Origin of the sequence: Desulfovibrio inopinatus DSM 10711, from assembly GCF_000429305.1 — a bacterium.
Classification (GTDB): domain Bacteria; phylum Desulfobacterota; class Desulfovibrionia; order Desulfovibrionales; family Desulfovibrionaceae; genus Alteridesulfovibrio; species Alteridesulfovibrio inopinatus.
Genome location: NZ_AUBP01000001.1, coordinates 257,170 through 279,803 on the forward strand (window position 1 = coordinate 257,170; position 22,634 = coordinate 279,803).

Annotated in this window: 19 protein-coding genes; 4 read left to right on the top strand and 15 right to left on the bottom strand. The window is 50.8% G+C overall.

Features of this window, described 5'->3' with window-relative positions; translation table 11 throughout:
* Positions 1–55 precede the first annotated feature (55 nt).
* The 3 genes from G451_RS0101085 to G451_RS0101095 form a co-directional block, all read right to left on the bottom strand.
* The gene (locus G451_RS0101085; RefSeq protein ID WP_027182818.1) at positions 56–3,181 is read right to left on the bottom strand and encodes an efflux RND transporter permease subunit; all 3,126 of its coding nucleotides are present in this window, start codon (positions 3,179–3,181) and stop codon (positions 56–58) included.
* On the bottom strand, positions 3,178–4,449 hold the full coding sequence (locus G451_RS26815) for an efflux RND transporter periplasmic adaptor subunit (protein WP_084448296.1): 1,272 nt from the start codon (positions 4,447–4,449) through the stop codon (positions 3,178–3,180). Before G451_RS26815 ends, G451_RS0101085 begins: the two co-directional genes overlap by 4 nt.
* 95 nt (positions 4,450–4,544) lie before the next feature.
* Entirely contained in the window at positions 4,545–5,132 is a 588-nt protein-coding gene (locus G451_RS0101095) for a TetR/AcrR family transcriptional regulator (RefSeq protein ID WP_027182819.1), read from the bottom strand.
* A 299-nt stretch (positions 5,133–5,431) separates the two neighbouring features.
* Between G451_RS0101095 and G451_RS0101100 the strand changes: the two genes are divergently transcribed.
* The gene (locus G451_RS0101100; protein WP_027182820.1) at positions 5,432–5,932 is read left to right on the top strand and encodes a YchJ family protein; all 501 of its coding nucleotides are present in this window, start codon (positions 5,432–5,434) and stop codon (positions 5,930–5,932) included.
* 143 nt (positions 5,933–6,075) lie between these two features.
* On the opposite strand, the gene acs (G451_RS0101105) is transcribed toward G451_RS0101100, so the two are convergent.
* The 6 genes from acs (G451_RS0101105) to G451_RS0101130 form a co-directional block, all read right to left on the bottom strand.
* A complete protein-coding gene (gene acs / locus G451_RS0101105; protein ID WP_027182821.1) occupies positions 6,076–8,052 on the bottom strand; it encodes an acetate--CoA ligase in 1,977 nt (658 codons plus the stop codon).
* 23 nt (positions 8,053–8,075) lie between these two features.
* Positions 8,076–10,037, bottom strand: a complete 1,962-nt coding sequence (acs, locus tag G451_RS0101110; RefSeq protein ID WP_027182822.1) for an acetate--CoA ligase — start codon at positions 10,035–10,037, stop codon at positions 8,076–8,078.
* A 211-nt stretch (positions 10,038–10,248) separates the two neighbouring features.
* Entirely contained in the window at positions 10,249–10,941 is a 693-nt protein-coding gene (locus G451_RS0101115) for a DNA alkylation repair protein (protein WP_027182823.1), read from the bottom strand.
* A 15-nt stretch (positions 10,942–10,956) separates the two neighbouring features.
* Positions 10,957–12,510, bottom strand: a complete 1,554-nt coding sequence (locus tag G451_RS0101120; protein WP_027182824.1) for a C10 family peptidase — start codon at positions 12,508–12,510, stop codon at positions 10,957–10,959.
* 32 nt (positions 12,511–12,542) lie between these two features.
* Positions 12,543–13,031, bottom strand: coding sequence for a 4Fe-4S dicluster domain-containing protein (locus tag G451_RS0101125; protein WP_027182825.1), 489 nt, complete (start codon positions 13,029–13,031; stop codon positions 12,543–12,545).
* Between the two features lie 93 nt (positions 13,032–13,124).
* Positions 13,125–14,282 carry an FAD-dependent oxidoreductase gene (locus G451_RS0101130; RefSeq protein ID WP_027182826.1) on the bottom strand — a complete coding sequence of 386 codons (1,158 nt, stop codon included), beginning with the start codon at positions 14,280–14,282 and terminating at the stop codon, positions 13,125–13,127.
* A gap of 227 nt (positions 14,283–14,509) precedes the next feature.
* On the opposite strand from G451_RS0101130, the gene G451_RS0101135 reads away from it, so the two are divergent.
* A complete protein-coding gene (locus G451_RS0101135; protein WP_027182827.1) occupies positions 14,510–15,160 on the top strand; it encodes a CatA-like O-acetyltransferase in 651 nt (216 codons plus the stop codon).
* A 27-nt stretch (positions 15,161–15,187) separates the two neighbouring features.
* A complete protein-coding gene (locus G451_RS0101140; RefSeq protein ID WP_156921465.1) occupies positions 15,188–16,321 on the top strand; it encodes a hypothetical protein in 1,134 nt (377 codons plus the stop codon).
* A 66-nt stretch (positions 16,322–16,387) separates the two neighbouring features.
* On the opposite strand, the gene G451_RS26820 is transcribed toward G451_RS0101140, so the two are convergent.
* Positions 16,388–16,639, bottom strand: coding sequence for a hypothetical protein (locus tag G451_RS26820; RefSeq protein ID WP_156921466.1), 252 nt, complete (start codon positions 16,637–16,639; stop codon positions 16,388–16,390).
* A gap of 298 nt (positions 16,640–16,937) precedes the next feature.
* On the opposite strand from G451_RS26820, the gene G451_RS0101155 reads away from it, so the two are divergent.
* Entirely contained in the window at positions 16,938–18,128 is a 1,191-nt protein-coding gene (locus tag G451_RS0101155; protein WP_027182830.1) for a cofactor-independent phosphoglycerate mutase, read from the top strand.
* 59 nt (positions 18,129–18,187) lie between these two features.
* Here G451_RS0101155 and G451_RS0101160 read toward each other — a convergent pair whose 3' ends face one another.
* The 5 genes from G451_RS0101160 to G451_RS0101185 form a co-directional block, all read right to left on the bottom strand.
* Complete coding sequence (locus tag G451_RS0101160; RefSeq protein ID WP_027182831.1) at positions 18,188–18,559, bottom strand: hypothetical protein; 372 nt, start codon at positions 18,557–18,559, stop codon at positions 18,188–18,190.
* Between the two features lie 839 nt (positions 18,560–19,398).
* Positions 19,399–20,094, bottom strand: a complete 696-nt coding sequence (locus tag G451_RS0101170; protein WP_027182832.1) for an amino acid ABC transporter permease — start codon at positions 20,092–20,094, stop codon at positions 19,399–19,401.
* A gap of 14 nt (positions 20,095–20,108) precedes the next feature.
* A complete protein-coding gene (locus G451_RS0101175; protein WP_027182833.1) occupies positions 20,109–20,813 on the bottom strand; it encodes an amino acid ABC transporter permease in 705 nt (234 codons plus the stop codon).
* A gap of 150 nt (positions 20,814–20,963) precedes the next feature.
* Positions 20,964–21,779, bottom strand: a complete 816-nt coding sequence (locus G451_RS0101180; protein WP_027182834.1) for an ABC transporter substrate-binding protein — start codon at positions 21,777–21,779, stop codon at positions 20,964–20,966.
* Between the two features lie 62 nt (positions 21,780–21,841).
* On the bottom strand, positions 21,842–22,570 hold the full coding sequence (locus G451_RS0101185; RefSeq protein WP_027182835.1) for an amino acid ABC transporter ATP-binding protein: 729 nt from the start codon (positions 22,568–22,570) through the stop codon (positions 21,842–21,844).
* Positions 22,571–22,634 lie beyond the last annotated feature (64 nt).

The following is a 22,634-nucleotide window of genomic DNA, read 5'->3' on the forward strand; positions in this document are numbered from 1 at the left end:
AAGCATCTGAGGAAGAAAACCTTCCCCAGATGCCAGATACATTTATTTTGTGTTTCTACTCTTCCTCGGTCTCCGTCTTCTTCAAGCCAGCCATACGCATAATGATCTTAAAGAAGACCGGCACAAAGAGGGGGGCAATGACGGTGGCGCCGAGCATGCCTCCGATAACGCCGGTTCCGATCGCGTGCCGGCTATTCGCTCCAGCGCCGGTGGAAATGGCCAGTGGCAGACAACCGAGGATGAATGCCAATGAGGTCATGATAATGGGGCGAAAGCGCAGGCTTGCCGCTTTGAGGGCCGCTGCGTCGATACTTACCCCTTCCTTGACCTGAATCACCGCAAATTCCACGATTAGAATGGCGTTTTTTGCAGCCAACCCGATAAGAGTAACAAGCGCAATCTGAAAATAGATGTCATTCGACAAGCCACGGAAATACACCGCTAAAATGGCACCGAACAGAGCGAACGGGACGGCGAGAACTACAGCAAGTGGCAACGACCAGCGTTCGTATTGCGCAGCGAGAATGAAAATAACCATAATGATACTCATGCCGAAGATGAGCAGAGAGGAGCCCTGCGCCGCTTTTTCCTGGTAGGCTGATCCCGACCAGGTCAGGGCATAGTCTGGGGGCAACACCTCTTTGGCCACCTGTTCCATAACCGTCAAGGCTTCAGCCGATGTGTACCCATCTGCCGGCCCGCCCATAATTTTGGCGGCCGGGAAAACGTTGAATCGTTCCATGACTTCAGGGCCGGAACTCTGTTCAATCGTCGCCAACGCGGTCAGGGGAATCATCTCACCGGTGTTTGAACGAACAAACACATCGTGCAAATCTTCAGGCCGATCGCGGAATTCGGTTTCGGATTGAATCTGCACTTTGAAGGTTCGGCCGAGCTTGTTGAAGTCGTTGACGTAATATGCGCCGAATGTCGCCTGGAGTGCGGCAAACACATCGCTGACGGGAACACCTAAGGCTTTGGCGCGCTCGCGATCAAGCTCGATATGGAATTGTGGCGTGCTTGTGCGGAACGTGGTCGTGATGTGGCTAAGCTCTGGGCGCTTATTCGCTTCTGCCGCGAGCTTGGCGGCCATGGCTGCCAGCGTGTCAACATCGGCATCGCCACGGCTTTGGAGATATCCTTCAAAACCACCAGTTGTACTCATACCCGAAATGGCCGGGGGGTTGAATGCGAGCGTCATGGTTTTGGGGATAGACGCACCACGTCCAAAAATGCGTCCTACCAAAGCAAAGGAACTTTCGCTCTCTTTTTTGCGTTCATCCCACGGTTTGAGCGGAATAAACGATGTGCCATAGTTGGATTGGCTGGTAAACGAAAGCAGGTTCAGACCGGTAATGGAAACGATATCCAGAACCGAGGGGTCTTTGATATTCATCTTATCAAGGGTGTCGTCCGCTTCTTCCGTTGCCGGTAAGGCCGTGCCTTCGGGAAGAATGTTGAGCGCAATGACATAGCCCTGGTCTTCGTCGGGAACAAATCCACCGGGGGTTTGGGTAAAGATGTATCCCGTGGCGGCGCACAGGCCGAGAAAGAGCAGGAGGGCGATTGCCCATCGTCGCACCAGGAAGCCAACGCCTGCGGAATAGACGGAGGTGATACCGTCGAAAACCTTGTTAAACACGCGAAAGACGACATTGGGTTTGGCATGCGTCGGTTTCAGCAACATGGCGCACAATGCCGGTGTTAACGTGAGCGCGACAAGACCTGATATGATGACCGAAACCGCAATCGTAACCGCAAACTGTTTGTACATCTGACCAGTTAAACCGCTCATGAAGGCTGTTGGGATAAAAACGGCGCACAGCACAAGGACGATAGCGATGACTGGTCCGGAGACTTCATCCATGGCCTTGGCCGTCGCTTTTCTCGGGGAGAGCTTCTCGGTGGTCATGATGCGCTCGACGTTCTCCAAGACAACGATGGCATCGTCAACGACAATTCCGATAGCCAAAACCATCCCGAACAGCGTCAAGGTATTGATGGTAAATCCTAACGCGTACATCCCGGCGAATGTCCCCACAATGGAAACTGGGGCCGCCAGGCAGGGGATGAGTGTCGCCCTGAAGTTCTGCAGAAAGAGAAATACCACGAGAAAGACAAGGATCATGGCCTCAACGAGGGTATGCACGACTTCCTCAATGGACACACGGACAAACGTCGTTGTATCGACAGGAATTTTATAGGAGATTCCGTCGGGGAGGCGGGATTTGAGCTCCGCCAACTTGGCTCTGACAAAGTCCGCCGTCTGCAGTGCGTTGGCACCAGGAGAGAGGTAAATCCCAATGACGACCGATGGATTTTCCGTGAATTTCGTAATGGTGTTGTAATCTTTGGCCCCCAGTTCCACTCGCGCAACGTCCTTCAGTCGCAGAATGGATCCATCGGGGAGGGCGCGTAAAATGATGTTGCCGAATTCGGCCGGATCAAGAAGTCGGCCTTTGGTTGTGACCATATAGTTCATGGCCACAGGATTCTTGGGATCGGATGGTTCCGCGCCGATACGGCCGACGGCATACTGCGCATTCTGTTCAGAAATAGCATTGGCAACATCCGTCGGGGTGAGATCAAGCTGGGCCAGTTTATCCGGTCGCAGCCAGACACGCATTGAATAGTCTTTGGCACCGAAAATGTTGGCATCACCGACACCAGGGAGACGTTTCAGTTCATCAATGATGTTCACCAGAACGTAGTTGCTCATGTAGACCGAGTTGTACCGGCCATTTGGTGAATAAAATGCGATGACCTGGAGAATGCTGGAGGACTTTTTGGTAACGGTGACGCCCTGGCGGCGCACTTCTTCCGGCAAGGAGGTCAGTGCAGCCTGGACGCGGTTGTTGACGTTGATGGTGTTTTGGTCCGGGTCAGTGCCAACGGCGAAGGTAATGCTCATTGAAAGCGTTCCGTCACCGGCGCTCGTAGAGCGCATGTACAACATGTTTTCCACCCCGTTGATCTTTTGCTCCAGGGGAGCGGCAACGGTGGAGGCAATGACTTCTGGACTGGCCCCTGGATAGACGGCCGCAACATTGACCTCAGGAGGAACAATCTCAGGATATTGTGCAATGGGTAAGGATGTCATGGCTGCCGCCCCAGCCAAAAGAATGACCAGGGAGATGACCATGGAAAAAACAGGGCGACCCAGAAAAAAACGGGAAATCATGAACGGGCCTCCGTCGATGCCGGTGCAGGCTTCGTTTCAGAGGTGGCTGATGTTGGTGCGGATTTCGCTTGTGGTGCTGCGGCTGCCGGGGGCGATTTCGATTCGGATTCAGCTAATTTGGGTTGGACAGTCACTCCTGGACGAACTGTAATCACGCCCTCGGTGATAATACGGTCGCCAATGTTCAGGCCTTTTTCGACAAGATAGGTATTGCCAACGGTTTCACCGAGCGTGATCATACGGGGTTGGACCACATTGTTGTTATCCAGAGCCCAAACCATGTTCCCCTGTTGCGTATTGAGTACCGATGTTTGCGGGATGCTTATGGCATCGACGTAATACGCGCCTTCCAGTTTCACACGAGCGAACTGACCTGGAAGCACTTCGGAATCGGGGTTCGGGAAGACGGCACGCACTTTGACGACGCCGGTCTTTTCATCCACCTGGGTGTCCGTAAAGTTAATCCGACCGGGCTCTTGGTACTCGCTGCCGTCGGGAAAAATGAGGCGAACAACGTAATCACCTTCCCCAGCTATGGCGACTTTGCCCTCGGCACGCTGGCGACGCAGTCGCATGACTTCGGGGCCGGACATGGAAAAGTGGACGTAGACCGGATCAACCTTTGCCATCGTGGTCAACAGGCTGCTATCCGTGCCGGCAACAATAAGGCTTCCCTCTGAACGGGTTTCCTGACTGGTCATACCGGAAATGGGGGCTTCAACCCGCGTCCATTCCAAGTTGAGTTCAGCTTCACGCAAGGCGCCACGTGCCTGTTCAAGGTTGGCTCGGGAAGTATCCAGCGTTGTAATGGCATCATCCAGGTCTTTGCGTGCGATGACCCCTTCTTTGTACAGTTGTGCATATCGTCTGTGGTCGCGATCGGCTTGCCCCAATTGTGCTTCCGCTTGGTGCAAAGTGCCCTTGGCTCTGGTTAACGCGGCTTCATACGAGGCAGGGTCGATTTCAAACATGATATCGCCCTTTTTTACCGCCTTGCCTTCGACATAGTAACGGTGCAGCAATATTCCCCCAACTCGGGCGCGAATTTCGACTTCACGTGAACCAGCCGTTTGTCCCATGAAGGATAATTCAAGTGGAATGTCGCGGGTTGCAATCGTTTCCGTCACGACTTCTGGTGGCGGCGCTTGTTTTTTGCCAACCTCTTTATCCTGGCTCGCTCCTTCACTCGCGCAGGCAGTCAAAGCGCAACCAAGGCACAGCAGCAGGATAAAACGAAAGAATTGCTGGAAGTGAGATGAAACCAACATAGAAACCTCCGGTACGTATTTTTGGCAGGTTATGTTTTTTTTGAAATGGAAGGCCCAGGTGAACGACCGTTTACTTTTGGGGTAAAAAAAAGAAGTTAGGTTGAGACGGCTTTTGAAAACAATGTCCAGCTTGCTTGCGATTGTTTGCTGAGGTCGAGAGGTTTGTGATGGCTGAACAGTAGATCCGGAGTGATAAGCAGTCCGATATAGTGGATAAATAATTCCTCGTGAGATATATCGTTGCGTATTATCGTCGCCGATTGCCCCTCTTGGAGAATTTCGATAATGATATTACGAATTGCGTCGTGAAATTCGTCAATGGCATCAGCTATTTTCAATTCCTTGAAGCGAACATGTTCCGAGATAAAGATCGGGAGTGCCGACCGACCCGCTCGAACAAGGTCTATGTATGCGAAATAAAAAAACTTCAGAGCCTCTAAAGCGTTTTCTTTTTGTCTGGCTTCTTTCATGAGCACGAAAAGAACACTGAAATGGTCTTCAAGAACGGCAAGAAGAATATCGGATTTTCCTTTGTAATGTCGGTAGAGTGCTGGTGCAGAAAAACCGACTTTTTGCGCGACTTTGCGTACCGTGACACCACTGACGCCCTCGTTAAAAATGATTGATAAGGCTGCATCGGCAATTTGCTCTCGACGTACTTCTGTCTCAAAACGTTTTTGCATGCCTTTAATTAACGCTTGTTAACATGTGAGTCAAGAGTATTTTACTGTCTGGGGAAGAAGAGGAGATTGTTGATAACCTATAAAAATACAATACGTATGGCTCTGTGTCGAGTGCGACAAATCGTACTGTTAAATTGATTTAATCAAAAATGTGCCATAAGGCTTAAGTATTATTGGGATTATCGTTGGATATTGTATAGTAGGGTGGACATAAATGCCGACCTCTCGACCGACATCTTGACCTGCAATACCTTCCTGTGGAAATCTCCGCCTTCATATTTCACTGAAAAGGAATGCATATGACTGAATCATGTCCTTGTGGCTCGGGTGCGGAGTTTGCTTCGTGCTGCGGCCCTCTTCTTGCGGGTGAGACGACTGGAACAACGGCGGAAGCCGTTATGCGCTCTCGCTACTCTGCCTTTGTGAAAAGCAACCTTGAACATCTCGTACGTACGGTCGATCTCCCGTTACGAAAGGAAATGGCCGAGGAAGATATTGATGAATGGAACAAAGGCGTCGTCTGGAAGGGCCTGACTGTTCTCAAAACAAAGGCTGGTGGCCCTGGTGACGCGTCCGGTATAGTGGAGTTCGTCGTTCGGTTTGAAAAAGACGGCGAAGCCAAAGGCATTCACGAAAAAGCCCGTTTTAAAAAACGTCAAGGTGTTTGGCTTTATGTCGATGGGACGACCAAGTATCTTGACGAATCGACGCCGACCGCTCCGGTCAGCAGTGTGAAAGTTGGTCGGAACGATCCGTGTCCGTGTGGAAGCGGGAAGAAATATAAAAAGTGTTGCGGATAGGTGAAGCCGCCGTTGCAACTGTTACCGCCATAAGCGAAAGACTACGCAGAGAATTCTCTCTGCAGTTTGCATAACAAAGGCGGCTGGAGATAACGATCCTCCCCAGCCGCCGAAAGCAAGAGCTCTTTGCTTTGTTCGTTCTCTTAACTCATCAACTCTTCCTTCCCTTCGATGAGATCCGTAATGACGGACGGATCGGCCAGGGTGGAGGTATCGCCGAAGTTCGATGTTTCACCGGTGGTGATTTTTCGCAGCACGCGGCGCATGATTTTGCCTGAGCGTGTTTTGGGCAGTCCCAAAGCGAACTGAATGACTTCCGGGGTCGCGATGGGGCCGATTTCTTGGCGAACATGCATTTTCAGTTCTTTACGCAGCTCGTCAGACTCATCAATATCAGCTTTCAGCGTGACATAGACGTAAATCGCCTGCCCTTTAACCTGGTGGGGCATACCGACACAAGCAGCTTCGGCAACGGCCGGGTGGGAAACAAGGGCAGATTCGATTTCCGCTGTGCCCAGTCGGTGACCGGAAACGTTGACCACGTCATCGGCGCGACCTTGAATCCAGAAATAGCCGCTTTTATCACATCGTGCCACATCGCCAGCTTCGTACATGCCGGGAAAGCGTTCAAAATAGGTCGATTTGTAGCGAGCTGGGTCGCCGAACACCATGCGCAACATACCGGGCCACGGTTTGCGGATGACAAGCAGGCCGCCTTCGTTGGGTTCCGTTGCTTCGCCTTCGGCTGTCAGAATGGCTGCGTCGATACCGGGCAAGGGTTTGGTGGCCGAACCCGGTTTCAGCGGTGTCGCATAGGGCAGCGCCGAAATCATGATGCCGCCGGTTTCTGTTTGCCACCAGGTATCGACAACAGGCAGATTTCCGGAACCGATGTGATCATGGTACCACATCCACGCTTCAGGGTTGATCGGCTCACCCACCGAACCGAGAATACGCAGTGAGGACATGTCGTTTTTCTCTGTCCATTCCACGCCTTCACGCATGAGTGCGCGGATGACAGTGGGAGCGGTGTAAAAGATGGATACCTTGAATTTTTCGACAATCTGCCAAAAACGATCAGGATGAGGATAGGACGGCACGCCTTCAAACATGATGGACGTTGCACCAAGCGCCAAGGGACCGTACACGATATACGTATGTCCGGTGATCCATCCGCAGTCGGCCGTACACCAGTACATATCATCTTCGCGCAAGTCGAAAACCCATTGTGTCGTATGCGCGGCATAAGTGAGATAACCACCTGTGGTATGCACGACGCCTTTGGGTTTTCCGGTCGATCCTGACGTATATAAAATGAAGAGCGTATCTTCCGACTCCACTTCTTCGTAGGCGCATTCCGGGGAAGCTGCCGCCATGACATCGTCCCACCATTCATCGCGGCCTTCTGTCATGATGACATCGTTGCCACCACGTTTGACGACGATATTGCTTGTCACAGTCGGGCACCCGTTGCTCAGGGCTTCGTCAACGTTTTTCTTGAGCGGAATGATTTTGCCGGCACGCAACACAGCATCGGCGGTCACAAGTACCTTGGCTTCACAATCTTCAATACGGCTTTGCAGGCTATGTGACGAGAATCCAGCAAAGACTACACTATGTATGGCTCCGATGCGAGCGCAGGCGAGCATCGCCATGGCCAATTCGGGAACCATGGGTAAGTAAAGAGCAACGCGATCGCCTTTCTGTACCCCTTTGGATTTGAGCACATTGGCAAATTTGCAGACTTCGGCATGCAGCTCTTTGTAGCTGATATGACGGACGTCTTCGTCGGGCTCGCCCTGCCAGAGAATGGCGGTTTTATCACCGCGGGTCTCAAGGTGGCGATCCAGGCAGTTATAGGCCGCATTGAGTGTGCCGCCGGAGAACCATTTGATTTCAGGCTTGTCCATATCTGCTTCAAGAACGGTATCCCATTCCTTGAACCATGTGAGAAGCGCTTCGCTGCGTTCTGCCCAGAATCCTTCGGGGTCGTCTATGGATCGCTTGTAGATGGCTTCATATTCATCCATGCTTTTGACGTGCGCCCCGGCTTTGAGCTCCGTAGGCGGCTCGAAGGTTCTTCCTTCTTTCATCAGACTTTCAATACGATCTTCAGACATAGCGCTCCCTCGTTGTTTGATCGTTATTCCTCAGGCATCAAAGGCCTGTCGGGATCGTTTTCCTCCAGAGTGGACAGATCGCCCACTTCCTGGCCGAGTTCCTGTGCGCGCAACACGCGACGCAGGATTTTACCGCTGCGTGTGCGCGGCAGTGTTTCAACGAGCTCCACAGCCTTGATGGAGGCTACAGGCCCGAGTTCACGTCGAACATGGTCTTTCAGTGTTACAATGAGTTCTTCGCGGCTGGCGAAAACATCCTGCCAGCCTGCAGCCGGTACGATAAACGCTTTGGCCGCTTCGCCTTTCACAGCGTCGGGAATCCCGATGACAGCGGCTTCGTCGGCAAATTTATGCGCAACCAGGGCACTTTCGAATTCGGCTGTTCCCAGGCGATGCCCGGCAATATTCAAGACATCGTCTGCACGCCCTTGAATCCAGAAAAAGCCGTCTTCATCTTTCCTCGCGACGTCTCCGGCGAAATACATGCCGGGGATTTTCGTCCAGTAGGCATCTTTATAGGCATCTTCGTCGCCAAGAAGACCCGACAACATGCCTGGCCAAGGCTTTTTGATGACAAGATAGCCGCCTTTTCCCGGGGGGACGGGGTTCCCTTTGCCGTCAACGACATCCGCTTCTATACCGGGAAGAGGACGTCCGACCGATCCGGGTTTGAGCAGTGATATGGGCAATGGCGCAATCATGAACATACCGGTTTCGGTCTGCCACCAAGTGTCGAGCAACGGACATTCGCCGCGGCCGACATGTTTATGAAACCAGACCCATACTTCGGGGCTTATTGGTTCCCCCACCGTTCCGAGCAATCGCAATGTGTGCAGGTCATGACGCTGGGGATAGCGCGAGCCGTAACGCATCAACATGCGGATGAGGGTCGGTGTCGCATACAAGGTCGTGACACCATGACGTTCCACCATATCCCAGAGACGGTCAGCCTGTGGGTAGAGCGGGTGTCCTTCGTACATGACGATGGATGCCCCGGTCAGCAGTGGGCCATACACAAGATAGCTGTGTCCGGTGACCCAACCAGGATCGGCTGTACACCAAAATATATCAGTCGGCTTGATATCAAAGACCCAGGACAAGCTGCGATTGACCCCGACCATATATCCGCCATGCGAATGGACTATTCCCTTGGGAGTTCCCGTTGCTCCCGAGCTGTACAAAAGAAACAAGGGATCGTTTGCATCCATGACTTCTGTCAGGGCTTCGGGACGCTCTTGACGAACGAGATCTTCATAACGCAAATCGCGCGGTTCGCTCATTTCCACATCAATACCGGCCCGTCGGACGACAATGACGGTATCGGGGCACTGCGCCGAGCAGTCGATTAACGCTTCGTCGACAATGGTTTTGAGGTTCATGACGCGGCCGTTGCGATAAAATCCATCGACGGTAATGACCAATTTGGCTTTTGCATCGATGATACGCGAACGAAGTGCCTTGGCTGAAAACCCCCCGAAAACAACGGTATGCACGGCCCCGATTTTTGCCGCAGCCAGCATACTGACGACTGTTTCGGGAATGGACGGCATGTATATGACGACCTTATCCCCTTTGCCGACGCCGAGCGAACGCATTGCATTCGCGAAACGGTTTACCTCGCGATAAAGCTCGTAATAGGTAAATTTGCGGATATCTCCGGGTTCACCTTCCCATAACAGTGCCAATTTGTTTTTGACAGCGGTGTCCACATGCCGGTCCAGAGCGTTGTACACAATGTTGCACTGGGCTCCGACAAACCAGCGATAAAACGGTGCATGTGTCTCATCAAGCACCGTATCCCATTTTTTGAACCAGGCAAGCTCAAGTGCGGCGCGTTCCCAATAGACCAATGGATTGTCGTCGGCCACTTTGAGCGATGCTGCATATTCTTCCGGCCCGACGTTGGCACCGACCACCAGTCTTGACGGGGGACGAAACACCCGTTCTTCTTTGAGCAAGGCATCCAGTTCTTCAGTTCGAGCCATACGGCGTCCTGCCTTCCGTCATTTTCGGATCGCCCCCGATCCCAAAACGATTTGAGTTTACCCCCTGGCCATGCCGAGGATGTGATGTGTGGGATGTCCACCCAAGAGTATCAAAATCCTCGCGTCCGACAACCTGTATATATCGTTATGAGAAAAAGTGGGGATCTTTTTCGGCAAACGGTCGTTGCGAATCGGTGAACGGTAAAAAATATCATCGGTGAACGGTGAGGGGGTATCGTGAGAGGTGTTTCAGGGCTTCACGTTGCGATAAAGGGGCGAGGAGCGTTGCATGCTCGGCAACGAATTTGAGAACATACTGTGGATCTGTTCGAGCATATTGCCTGAGCACCCAGCCGATAGCTTTTTGGATGAAGAATTCTTTTTCGTGTGCGAGTTTACGTATTGTGCGTTCAAGCAGTGGCACGTTGGTACGGTCTTGATGTTTGAGATGGACGAGGAGAGAAGCCCTTCGAACCCAGAGTCCCGGTGCGCCCGCCCATACTTCGACCGTCGGTTCGAATGTGCGTTGATCAAGAAGAATCATGCCGACAATTCGCGTCGCCAGCCAGTCGAGTGTATCCCAATGGGATGCCGTATTGACAAGATCTTCATATAAATTCCAACTCTGCGCATCGTAAAACGCTTTGGTCTCTTCGGCAACGTGCAAGGCGAGGTACATGTGCTCACGGTGGCTTCCTGCCCATAAGGTACGGATTGTTTGTTCATATTCGTCGCGACTGGTTATGGGAAAGGATTTTTGCGCCTGTTTGAATATAGCTTTTCGTTGTGGTGTTTTGATCCCGAAAAATGGTTGATCCGTCTTCATATACCGTTGCATCGCGGCGGCATCCACGGGATTGGCAGCCCGAGTGAGTTCATCGTTAAGATATTCCACCAGTCCCATGGAGCCACCTCCTTTTTAATCAAACAGTGCAATAAATAATGCCGAAAGCAATGCTGTTGAATCCAATGTCTTCGTAGCGGTGAAGTCGGCAGCCCACACATTGCCGATAGACCAATAACTGGAATGTCCGGTCGTGACCTGTTGGTCTTCAAACGTATAGGTATCGGATTGCGCGTGGATGCTGACTGGAGAAGATGATGGAACGTTGACCAATGCAAATATGCCATTCTCATCGGTGATTGCTGTATATTGTCCGCCCCCACTGGCCGTTGCTGTTATGGCGACATTCTGCACTGGTGTTCCCAATGACGTTGTGACGCGTCCGCTAATGATTTCCCCTGTCCCGGTCGGGAAGACATTATACACAAGCGCGTCAACCGCTGTGTAATCGTATTGTGTCGTATCGATATCAGGAAGATTGTACCACACGTTGTCTGATCCTCCCCAACCCATATTCAGATGATGGTAGAGAACAGAAAGTTGATAACCATACCCATCGCAGAGGACAGCATGTCCTCCTCCCGAACGGCGAATGCTGACAAGTGTCGGAAGTCTGGCATCACAATTGGTATTGAGGATCGTTTTGAGGTTGCTCCCAAAGTTATTTGAGTCATACGAGTAGACGGAATTCCCGTAACCGAAGATAGAGAGAAGCACATTGGAAGCGGTGTATATACTCGCGCTGGATGAATATTCTCCGAAATTCATTTCTACAGACACCGCTGCATCATATGTCAATGCACCAATCGCTTGACGTTGTGTTTCAGTAATAGAAGAATCGGGCGAGAGTACCATGTCGTCCCAGACATATGGTCCCCCGACACCGTCTCCCCCTCGCAACGTGAGCATTTCCGGCTGATCATCCACGGTCACGTCAAAACTACGAATCGGAATATCTGTCGTGGGATATTGGTGATATCGCATGAGTTGTGCCATGGCTGTCGCCACACATCCACAGACATAATTATTTGGTGTGTAATAATTGTAGAGAGGAACAAGTTTGTATGTAGAGTCCTCGTAAGCATATATTGTCGATTGCGACCATGTGGATTGAACAAACGACGCGACACGGAGATCTGTTGGATCGCTGTTGATCGTTCGTGAGGAAGGACTGAGTGCAGCGGATTGCAATGTTTTCCATAAGGGGTGAATGTATTTTTCTCGAAGAACGTTGCTTTGAGCAAACGCCAGCCGGTCTTGTATATCGTTGTGCAAGAAGATGAAGAGGGGATTGGTCGAATCGTCGTCAAATTGCGTCGCTTCAGGCAGCCATGCAATAATTGGAACGAGACAATCATCGCCGGCAACGATGATGACGCCGTGTGGACTGAGCGTGACGACGTGATAGAGTACACGCCCTTGAGTATCTTGAAAGGACTGGACCTGTTGAGAAAGCTGATCGGTTGCAGCTCGGCCCAACGGTGTAGCGTCAAGATGAAGCCAGCCTTGTGCCACAATGCGAGCCATATCGGCTGAGATCGGTGCTGCATGACACGGAAGGGAGCTTGCACATGAGAACAGGAGGAACACCAATATAAAATGTCGAAGCTTGTACAGCGTGCGATGCATAGCGTATTGTTTCCTTTTGGTGCGAGGCCAAACTAAGGGTTGCTGATGTGCTTTCTCAACAGATCATGTGCTTTCTTGGCTTCTGCGGTTTCCAACTCGCCAAGCTCTTCACGATCGATATAGTGAATGGCACCACACGGGCACATCTCGACACAAGCTGGCAGCATGCCGAGGTGGCGTCGTTTGGCACATAAGTCACATTTTGCAATCATGACGCCTTTGTCGGTCTCAAGCAGGGCCGCGTAGGGGCAGGCTAACAGACAGTTGCGCGTCGTGCAGCCGCGGCACAGCATGGTTTGGAGAATGAGTGCACCGTCCTTATCACGAACCAAGGCGCCTTTAGTGCAGGCCTTGGCGCATTTCGGATCCTCGCAGTGACGGCAGTACAGGGGAGCCATCATGCCCGATGTCGTGCGGACCATGTGAATACGTGGCGTATCGTGAACAAACCGGCAGATGTATTCACATGTTTCGCAGCCAATACATTTTGAATAGTCAATAAAGAGCGTTTTCTGGGACATAGTATTGCTCACTATAGAGAGTGATGAAAAAAGATCTCCAGTGGAATAAGGAGAGCATTTCTGTATGAATTTTTGAAATATGCTTCGAGTTTCTCATTTTCTTTTCGGCAATTGCGGGCGATCACGAAATTGTCCACCAGGAAAGCGATCGGCTTCGTCATTGATGCGTTCATTATCCTTGAATTCGCTTTCCCGTCCCACAGCGTGCAGGTCAAGCCAGTTTGCCAAGGATCTACCCGCTCGAAGTCCCGAGTAAATTGCCTTGCCGATTTTGCTTGGTCCGGTCAGCGCATCACCGGCAACGAAGACGTTGTCGATAGCTGTCATGTGTAGCCAACGCACATCGCCTTTGCGTACATTCCCCAATCCCAATTCTTCGGCAAATGGAGGTGTTGAGACTTCGCCAAGAGCCGTAATAACAATATCGACAGGAAACGTGACCGTTTGTTCGCTCTCGGGAAGAGGTCGACGTTTGCCAAATTCGTCGGGTGGGCCCGCGGTTTTCTGGCTGAGTTCAATGGCTTCGACGTGTGTGTTACCCAGAATGCGCAAGGGCGTCATATATTCATGCCAGAGGACACCGAGCTCTTGGAGTTGATCGATTTCATGGGAGCCACATGGGGCTTCCGCTTTTGTACGTCGGTAAAGATGATGCACCGTACCCGCTCCAAGACGAATCGCTTCAGCGGCAGCGTCGACCGCTGAATGACCAGCGCCGATAACGGCCACAGTCTTGCCGCAAATATCGGGCATGTGGACGCGGTCGGTGTTGTAATGGGCGGCGCGAATAGGAAAAAGAAAACGGAGACTGGTAAACACCTCGGGAAGGTTTTCTCCTTCAATACCGAGTGTTTTGGATTTCCATGCACCGGTGGCAATCATAATCGCGTCGAAGCGTGTCACAAGATCGCGCAGTCCAATGACATCGGCAGTAAAATGGTCGCCTTCTTCGTCGTGCATAGGGGCGCTGCAACAGATTTTGGCGTTTTGATGAAAGTTGACGCCAAACTGTTTAGACATATTTTTGACCCCGCGGTCGATTCGTTCGGAAGAAATTCGGCTGCTCGGAATGCCGAAAAGCATGAGTCCTCCAGGCTTGGGCAGTTTGTCATAAACGTCGACTTGGTACCCTAAGCATGAAAGATATCCGGCCGCGGCCAAACCGGATGGACCGGCTCCGATAACGGCTACGCTTCGATTTTGCGGCATAGTGGGTGAAGCGCAAAGAAAATTGAAATTCATGGCATCCATACCAGACCTCCTTCATGTCAAAACAAAGAAACCATAACAAATTGAAGTCATGAGGCAAAATTGAAAAAATGACGTCCAATGTGAGAGCGATTCCGTTTTGGGAGACTCTCTTTTGGTTTTTTCGCAGCTATGGCATAGCCTGCTCATCAACAAAGAGCGACAATAACGCATGATGCGTGAGAATGGAGCCTGGTGTTCCAAGAGCGTTTAATCAAAAAGGAAGGGGCATGAAAGAAATTGATGTGACGACCTGGCCCAGGAAATCAATATATGATTTTTTTCGGCAATTAGCTCATCCGCAGTATAGTTTGACTGTCAATCTTGATGCTCACGCCGTCATGACGGTTGCCAAACCGGCCGGCGTCAGACCGTTTCAAGCGGTATTATACGCTATTATGGAAGCCGCGAATGCCGTTCCGGAAATGCGGCAACGCATGCGGGACAATGGACAACGCGTTGTGGAACATGATCGGATTCATCCGGGAATTACCGCACCCATTTCCGGGGATCGTTTTGCGTTCTGTTGCTTCGACCATGACCCTGATTGGAATGTCTTTCAGCCACGCTGCGCACACGCGATGGAGGAAGCGCAACAACAAACTGAACTCTATAATTGCGGGATGGGCCGTGATGATTATCTTTATCTGAGTTGCGCACCTTGGACCGTGTTTACGAGTCTGCATCAGGTGTATGGTGATGCCGGTGATTGTGCTCCCCGTGTTGTGTGGGGAAAGATTCATCAAGACAATGGGAAATGGTTGGTTCCTGTTGCAGTCCAGGCGCACCATGCCTTGGTTGATGGACTCCATGTTGCGCGGTTTCATGAATATCTTCAGGAACAACTTGACGCTTGGAGCTCACCCCCGAGAACCGTTTGATGTGTTACTTTTGAAGGAGAACGGTAAATGCAGTTGAAGTATATAATGGCAGTCTTTGCATGGTGTTTAGGAGTGTGGATGCCTGGCTTGCCGGCATGGGCACAAGAACAACCCGAGCCCGATCCGCCATATCTGGAAAATCCCGAGACAGGCCCATCACGAAGTGTTCGACTTGGAGGAACACGTGCTCCTTCTACCGAATGGACCTATCATAAGACGGCTGACGGCAGTCATCCCGACGGCAACGAACAGCAAATGCTCTGGTTGTTGAATCGTGCTCGATCCAATCCCACACAGGAAGGCGTGTTCCTTGCTAATACCGGCAACGCTGACGTGATATCCAGCATAAATTATTTTAACGTCAATATTGGAGTCATGCAGTCTGAATTCGCCGCATTGCCACAAAAAGGGCCCGCGGCGTTTGACAATCGTTTATACCAGGCCGCGTATGAGCACAGCCTTGATCTTATCGCCCGTGATGCACAAGATCATACCGGTCAATTTGAGTTGGTGACGGCCTCGGGGTTTCCGTGGGCAGCTATTGGAGGAAATGTTTTTTCCTACGCCGATGGACCTGTCTACGCCCATGCCGGTTTCAATATTGATTGGGGTGGAAACGATGGCACAGGCATGCAAACCGGACGAGGGCATAGAAAGAATAAAATGAGTAGCGCCGGGGATTTGTTTAATGTCGGCATTGCCATGGTGCCTGTCACCGAATCCGGCAAGAGTGTTGGCCCCAACGTGGTGACGGAAAATTATTGCAAAGCGTGGACGACGTCATCGTCGTTCAATACGTTTATTGTCGGAACGGTGTGGACCGATGCAAACGGCAATGATGTCTACGATCCCGGCGAAGGCATCGCCGGCGTGAGTGTGACGCCCGACACCGGAACATATTATGCTGTCACTGGTGATGCCGGGGGATATGCTGTTCCTGTTGATATAGGGAGTTATCAGGTGACATTTGCCGGTGCAGGATTGGCACAGGCTACGTTTTCCGCCAATGTTGTCAGCCAGTCCGTTCTGCTCGACTACAAGGACCCTGATCCGGAACCGACACCGACACCGACTCCAACGCCGACTCCAACGCCAACGCCGACAGTGACGCCGAATGTTGTGGCACCATTGTTGCCGATATTGTTGGAGAATGAGAATTAGCTGTTGAAGAAGAAAAAAGGCCGGGCATGCCCCGGCCTTTCATTTGGAATGTATTAAGAAGAAAGATTACTCTTTTTTCCCTTGCATTTCTTGCATCGTTTCGTCGATTTTTTCGCCAGCCTTTTCCGCGGGGCCTTTTTCCCCGGTCAGATCTTTCTGGATGTCCTTGGCTGTTTCTTGGGCTTGATCCATGGTTTGATCGATCTTTTTGCCCATTTCTTCAGCCGGCCCTTCTTTCTTTTCGTCACTGCACGCCGCAAGGCTGAGCGCCAAGATGAGGCCAATGGCGAACACGGCAAGTCGTTTCAGTATGGTCATGGTTTCCTCCTTGATGTTTTTGGGGGAGATATGTTCTTTCCCCAAAGAACAAGCGCAATATGCGTATGGCATTGACCAATGCTCCTTGTACCTTGGTTTTCAGAAAGGTCAAGCCGACGATGAAGAAAAAAATACTGTCTCACCGGTGGGATATCGGAAAGAGGTAAGTTTTTCTTTCATATGATTATACGAGATCTGTTGCAGCTTTGTCTTGTATTGCTTGGTGTTATGAGCAGTTTTGACTTCCTCGCCAAAACACTGCACAACACGTCCAATTTCCCACGCAAGGAGCTTTGGCATGTCTCAGAAATTTTTGTTTCTCTTGGCTGATGGAATGGGGGACTGGCCCATAGAGTCGTTATCCGGAAAAACGCCGCTTGAAGTAGCAAAGACTCCGGTTATGGACCGTTTGGCCAAAGAGGGTGTGGTGGGCACCTGTGCAACGATTCCCGAGACCATGCCGCCGGGGTCGGATGTCGCCAATATGGCATTGTTGGGATTTAATCCCGAGACCTACCACACCGGTCGAGGCCCCATTGAAGCGGCCGCCCAAGGGCTTGAACTTAAAGAAGACGATGTTGTTTGGCGTACGAATCTCGTCACCATCGATAATTTTGGTCCGGATGGAATCATGCGCGATTACTCCGGTGGACACATCCACACAGAAACGTCGCGTGTGCTCGTGAACGCTGTGGCAAATGCATGTGGTTCCGAGACCTTCGAGTTTATTCCGGGGGTGCAGTACCGACACCTTCTCGTGCAAAAGGGCGGCGCATCGGCACCGGAAGCGCAGTTTGATATTCGGCCGCCGCATGACATTACGGATCAACCTATTGATCGTGATTACGCGGTATATGCGCAAAGTCCTCGTTTGCTTGCGTATCTCAACTGCGCTGCGAGCGTTTTGGCCGAGCACTCCGATGCTGGAGCCGTGACAAACTTATGGCCATGGGGACAAGGCAAGGCCTTGCGATTGCCGCAGTTTGCGGACTTGTTTGGTCGTCGTAGTGCGGTCATTTCGGCGGTCGATCTTATTAAAGGACTTGGCCGAGCCGCGGGAATGGATGTGATTGATATTCCCGGCGCGACAGGACTGCTTGATACGAATTATCAAGGCAAGGTCGATGCGGCCATATCTTTTTTGAATGGCGGGGGAGACTTTGTTTTTGTTCACCTGGAAGGACCGGATGAGTGCGGCCATGGTGGGCAGATTGAGGACAAGATCGAGTCAATTGCTCGGTTCGATAAATTGGTGGCGGCACCATTGAGCGAAGCCTTTCCCGATGCCGCCGTGCTCGTATGCTGCGATCATTTTACCCCCATTGCCGTGAAAACACATACGAAAGACCCGGTACCGTTTTTCTTGCACGCTAAGGGCCTGCCTGCTTCCGGTGTGTCGGCATTCACGGAACGCACGGCACAAGAAACCGGTCTCCATATCGACAAGGGATATGAATTGTTACCGTATGCATTTTCGCAAATTGGATAATGTACCGGTGAAAATACACGCTCAAAGGGCCATGATCGTTTCATGATCGTGGCTTTTTTTTATGGAAGAAAGCTTTTCAAGAAATCCCAAAACGAACTGACTGGAACGGGGTGCCAATTCACATACGACGAGAAAACGTATAGCAACAAAACAAACAGGCATCCGGCTATACCAATGATGTTGGCTTGGCGTTTGATGAAACGTTGACGTGTATGAAGAACACTTGCTCGTGCACGCTCATGAAGAGCCCGTCGTTCCCGAGGGGAGAGTGATCGCCCGGGGTACGCGCGGTTCAAATATTCGCGCATCCGGTCTTCATTGGTGAGCCCGAGCAAGAACATATCGTTTTTCAAAACGAGCCAATAGTACGTAAAGAAAAGACACGCATAGATGATGCCCAGGAAGACCAGGGCGCGCCAGGATATCGTCATAAGTTCGCCTCTACAGCATGCATTTGGCAACTTCAAGACATTCTTCCAAGGATTTCTCAACGTTATTTGCTTGTATTATATTGATCTGCATTTCCTACAAGCGATTTTTATTCTTTTTCTCAAATTCGCCTGTCCCTTTTTCCCATATATTTTCGTAAGCCAAAGCTGATACTTCCAGTTATTTAAAACTCGGATGACAGCGTCAGCGAGACCGAGCAAAATAGTGTGTAGTTGAAGGAATATACCGGAATCTGACGGCGATATACATCATGTCCTCGAAATTCGACTCATTCCATGAGAGAAAATAGAAAAAAGAAGGGCTGTGTTTCCGCTTAACACAGCCCTTCACAACGGGAATATAACCTAAAACCGAAGAGGAGTAAGACTAAAGGCAACCCAAATGAATAAGATTATCAATATCAATGAAATTTCGTTGAGTCAACATAGAATCAGAAAAAACACTGTGAAATATCCGTGATGGCAAAAAACACCGAGCGAGCGTTGTCGTGAGCATCATCCCCGCCATGTGCTGTAAAAAGAGGGGGCCGTGTCCTCGCATAACACGGCCCCCTATAACAGAAACCCAAATCGAAAGAGCAATAACCAAAGAAGTTCCCAATGAACAAGATAATCAATATCAATAAAAACTCCAGAGAGTCAACACGTATCTAGTCATAATGTTTAATTGTGCGAGATATGTTCAAGTAAGTTCTTTCTATGGCGGAAGGTCTGTGAAGGATTCAACGTTTGCCTGTCCCCTGGTATTGTGAAGGAAGGCTTTTCTCGAAAGAGCCTTCCTTGTGCGGGCAGAAGAGATAAGGGCGTGCCCTTGTACATATCTATCGATTCCGAGCTTGGTAACGATTGATTTTCTTTTCGAGTTGTCGACTCAGTTCGGTGAGGACATAGCAGACGATGAAGTAGAGGACGGCGATGGTGATGAAAATTTCGAAAGGTGCATTCATCGTTCGGTTATTGACTTGCGTTGCCACTTTGGTCAGTTCGTTGACGCCAATAATAAACGCCAGTGACGTATCTTTGGTCAGACTGACAAATTGGTTTACGAACGAGGGGATCATATTGAAAAGCGCTTGAGGCAGGATAACATATCGCATGGTCTGGTAATGGCTCAGACCTGTACCACGAGCGGCTTCGTTTTGTCCTTTAGGGAGCGCTTCAACGCCGGCACGGACGATTTCAGCAATGTAGGCACTCGTAAAGATAATGAGAGCAATCAGTGCGCTTTGGGTTTCCGGTAACGTTTGACCGAGCAGAATTGGAGCGAGAAAATAGAACCAGAAAATCATCATGAGAATCGGCGTTCCACGAATGATCTCAATATATACTAATGCCGTATATTTCAGAAGTTTGTTTCTGGACATGCGGAACAGGCCGATGAGGAGGCCTAACCAAAATGCTCCGAAGACCCCCGCCAATGCGAGGAGAATGGAGAGCGCAAGTCCACCGATCGGGCCGTTGGGATAGGCCCCGATCAGAAAATAGCTCATATTGTTCCAAACAACATCCCAGTGCACGAGTCGCCCCTTTTTTAATACATCGGAATTTTAGAGAGGACATGCTTGTTGTATTGCGTGATCGCAAAAGAGACGACAAGCGAAATCATGAGATAGATACACGTTACCACCGTGAATGCCTCGAATCCGTGAAATGTATAGGATTCGATTTGTCTGGCCATGTAGGTCAGGTCCATAACGCCAATGGTCATGACGAGTGATGAGTTTTTAATGAGGTTGAGACACTGGGATATCATGGGTGGTATGATAATACGGAATGCTTGGGGCAATATGACATAGCGCATGGCTTGGAGAAATGTCAGGCCAGTTGCGCGGGAGGCTTCGAGCTGTGTTTTGGGGATGGAAAAAATACCCGAGCGGATTTCTTCGGCAATGAAGGCCGACGTATAGACGGTCAATGCAATGACCCCAGCGGCGAACTCGAAGTCTTGTTCATAGAGCCATTTGTTCACGGCGTCGGGTAATACTGTGTATGAGCCGAAGTACCAAAAGAAAACCTGGACAAGGAGCGGCGTGTTGCGAAAAAACTCCGTATACGCCACAGCGATCCATTTCAGTATTTTGACTTTGGTGAGACGCATCACCGCGATCATTGTGCCAAGCACGAGAGAGAAGACAATGGATATGGCTGAGATTTTGAGGGTGATAATCAGCCCGTCAATAATCCATTGCCCGTATTCACCACTGAAAACGAGTGACCAATTAAACTGATAATTCAAGTGACTCTCCACCGCTTGCGAGTTTTGCCGTTTCGATTTCGATACCGGCGGTCAGGTCAAAAGCATGAACACGCTTTTGACCTGGTCGCGGATGTCGAAAGAAAGCCGACCGACCGATAAAATCGGTCGGTCGGAGAAGAGGTGTTTAATTTACGGCCAGAGTTCGAGCGTCCAGGTCAACGGAAGCGGCGTTTTGGATTTAGGACCGAACCACTTGTCGTATGCCTTCTGGAATGCGCCGGATTCCCAGGCATCCATCAGCGCGACGTTGACGGCGTCACGGAAATCGGAGTCGTTTTCGGGAACACCCAGGCCATACGGTTCGGCCGAAATGGGTTCGCCAACGATTTCCCATTCATCGGGATTGTCATCGGCACCGATGAGGCCGGCCAGAATGACGTCGTCCGTGGTGGCGGCAACCGCTTTGCCTTGCTTAAGAGCGAGGAAGGCTTCAGGATAGTTTTCAAACGAGATAACCGTGCAATCGGGTTGGGCGGCTTTCACGTTCTTTTCCGACGTGGAACCTTTGACCGAAGCGACTTTTTTGCCTTTCAGGTCGGCAACACTTTTGATTCCGGAGCCTTTTTTGACGAGCAGCTTCTGGGAAGCATTGAAGTAGGTGATGGAGAAGTCGATTTGTTCTTCGCGTTCTTTTTTGTGGGTCATAGTCGCGGCGACGAGATCCACTTGACCTTGTGCGAGCATGGGAATGCGGGTCGCCGATGTAACGGGCTTGAGCTCAAGCTTTACACCAAGCTTGTCCGCAATGATTTTGCACATATCAACATCAAAGCCGACAATTTGTTTGGTCTTTTCATCGACCATCCCGAACTGGGGCACCGTGTCTTTGACGCCGCAAATGAGCGTGCCTCGTTTTTCGATTTCTTCGAGCCTGCCGGCCAGAGCAGGAATGGCCATGGCAAGGATAAGGCAGAACATAGTCAGCATCAGCGCCAGTTTTTTCATATGGACCTCCGAGTTTGTATTTTTTGCCGTTTTTGGCACATCTCTTTGGGGGAAAAATCTCGCTAGAGGATTTCCTTGAGAAAAAGCTGCGTCCGCTCGTGTTTGGGGTTCTTGAAGAATTCTTCAGGTGGGCCTTCTTCAAGAATTTGGCCGTAGTCCATAAAAATAACGCGATCGGCGACTTCGCGCGCAAACCCCATTTCGTGGGTGACGCAAAGCATGGTCATGCCCTCCCGAGCCAGATCTTTCATGACATTCAACACTTCGTTGATCATTTCTGGGTCAAGGGCAGATGTCGGTTCGTCAAATAACATGATCTTGGGCTGCATGGCCAGGGCACGGGCAATCGCGACACGCTGTTGCTGACCGCCGGACAACTCGGCCGGATATTTGTCGGCTTGGTCATGGATACCTACTCGTTCGAGCAACGCCATGGCTCGTGCGTCCACATCCTTGGGGTTTTCCTTTTTAACTTTGATGGGAGCCAGCGTGATGTTCTTGCGAACAGTGAGGTGTGGGTACAGATTGAACTGCTGAAAAACGATACCAATGCGCGAACGCAGGTCGTTGACATCCACGGTGGGCGAGTGCAGGTCGACACCCTCAATAAGGATGTGACCTTTCTGGTATTCTTCGAGTCGGTTGACACACCGGATGAGGGTGCTTTTTCCTGAACCGCTCGGACCGCATATGACCAAGACTTCACCTTGTTCGACTTCTTCGTTGATATCCTTGAGGACATGAAAATCCCCGTACCACTTGTTCACATTGTGAAATTCGATCATGGCCATGCGAAACGGTCCTTGCGCATAATTTTATGTGTGCCAGCAATTTGTAGTGGATGGCACCGCTATT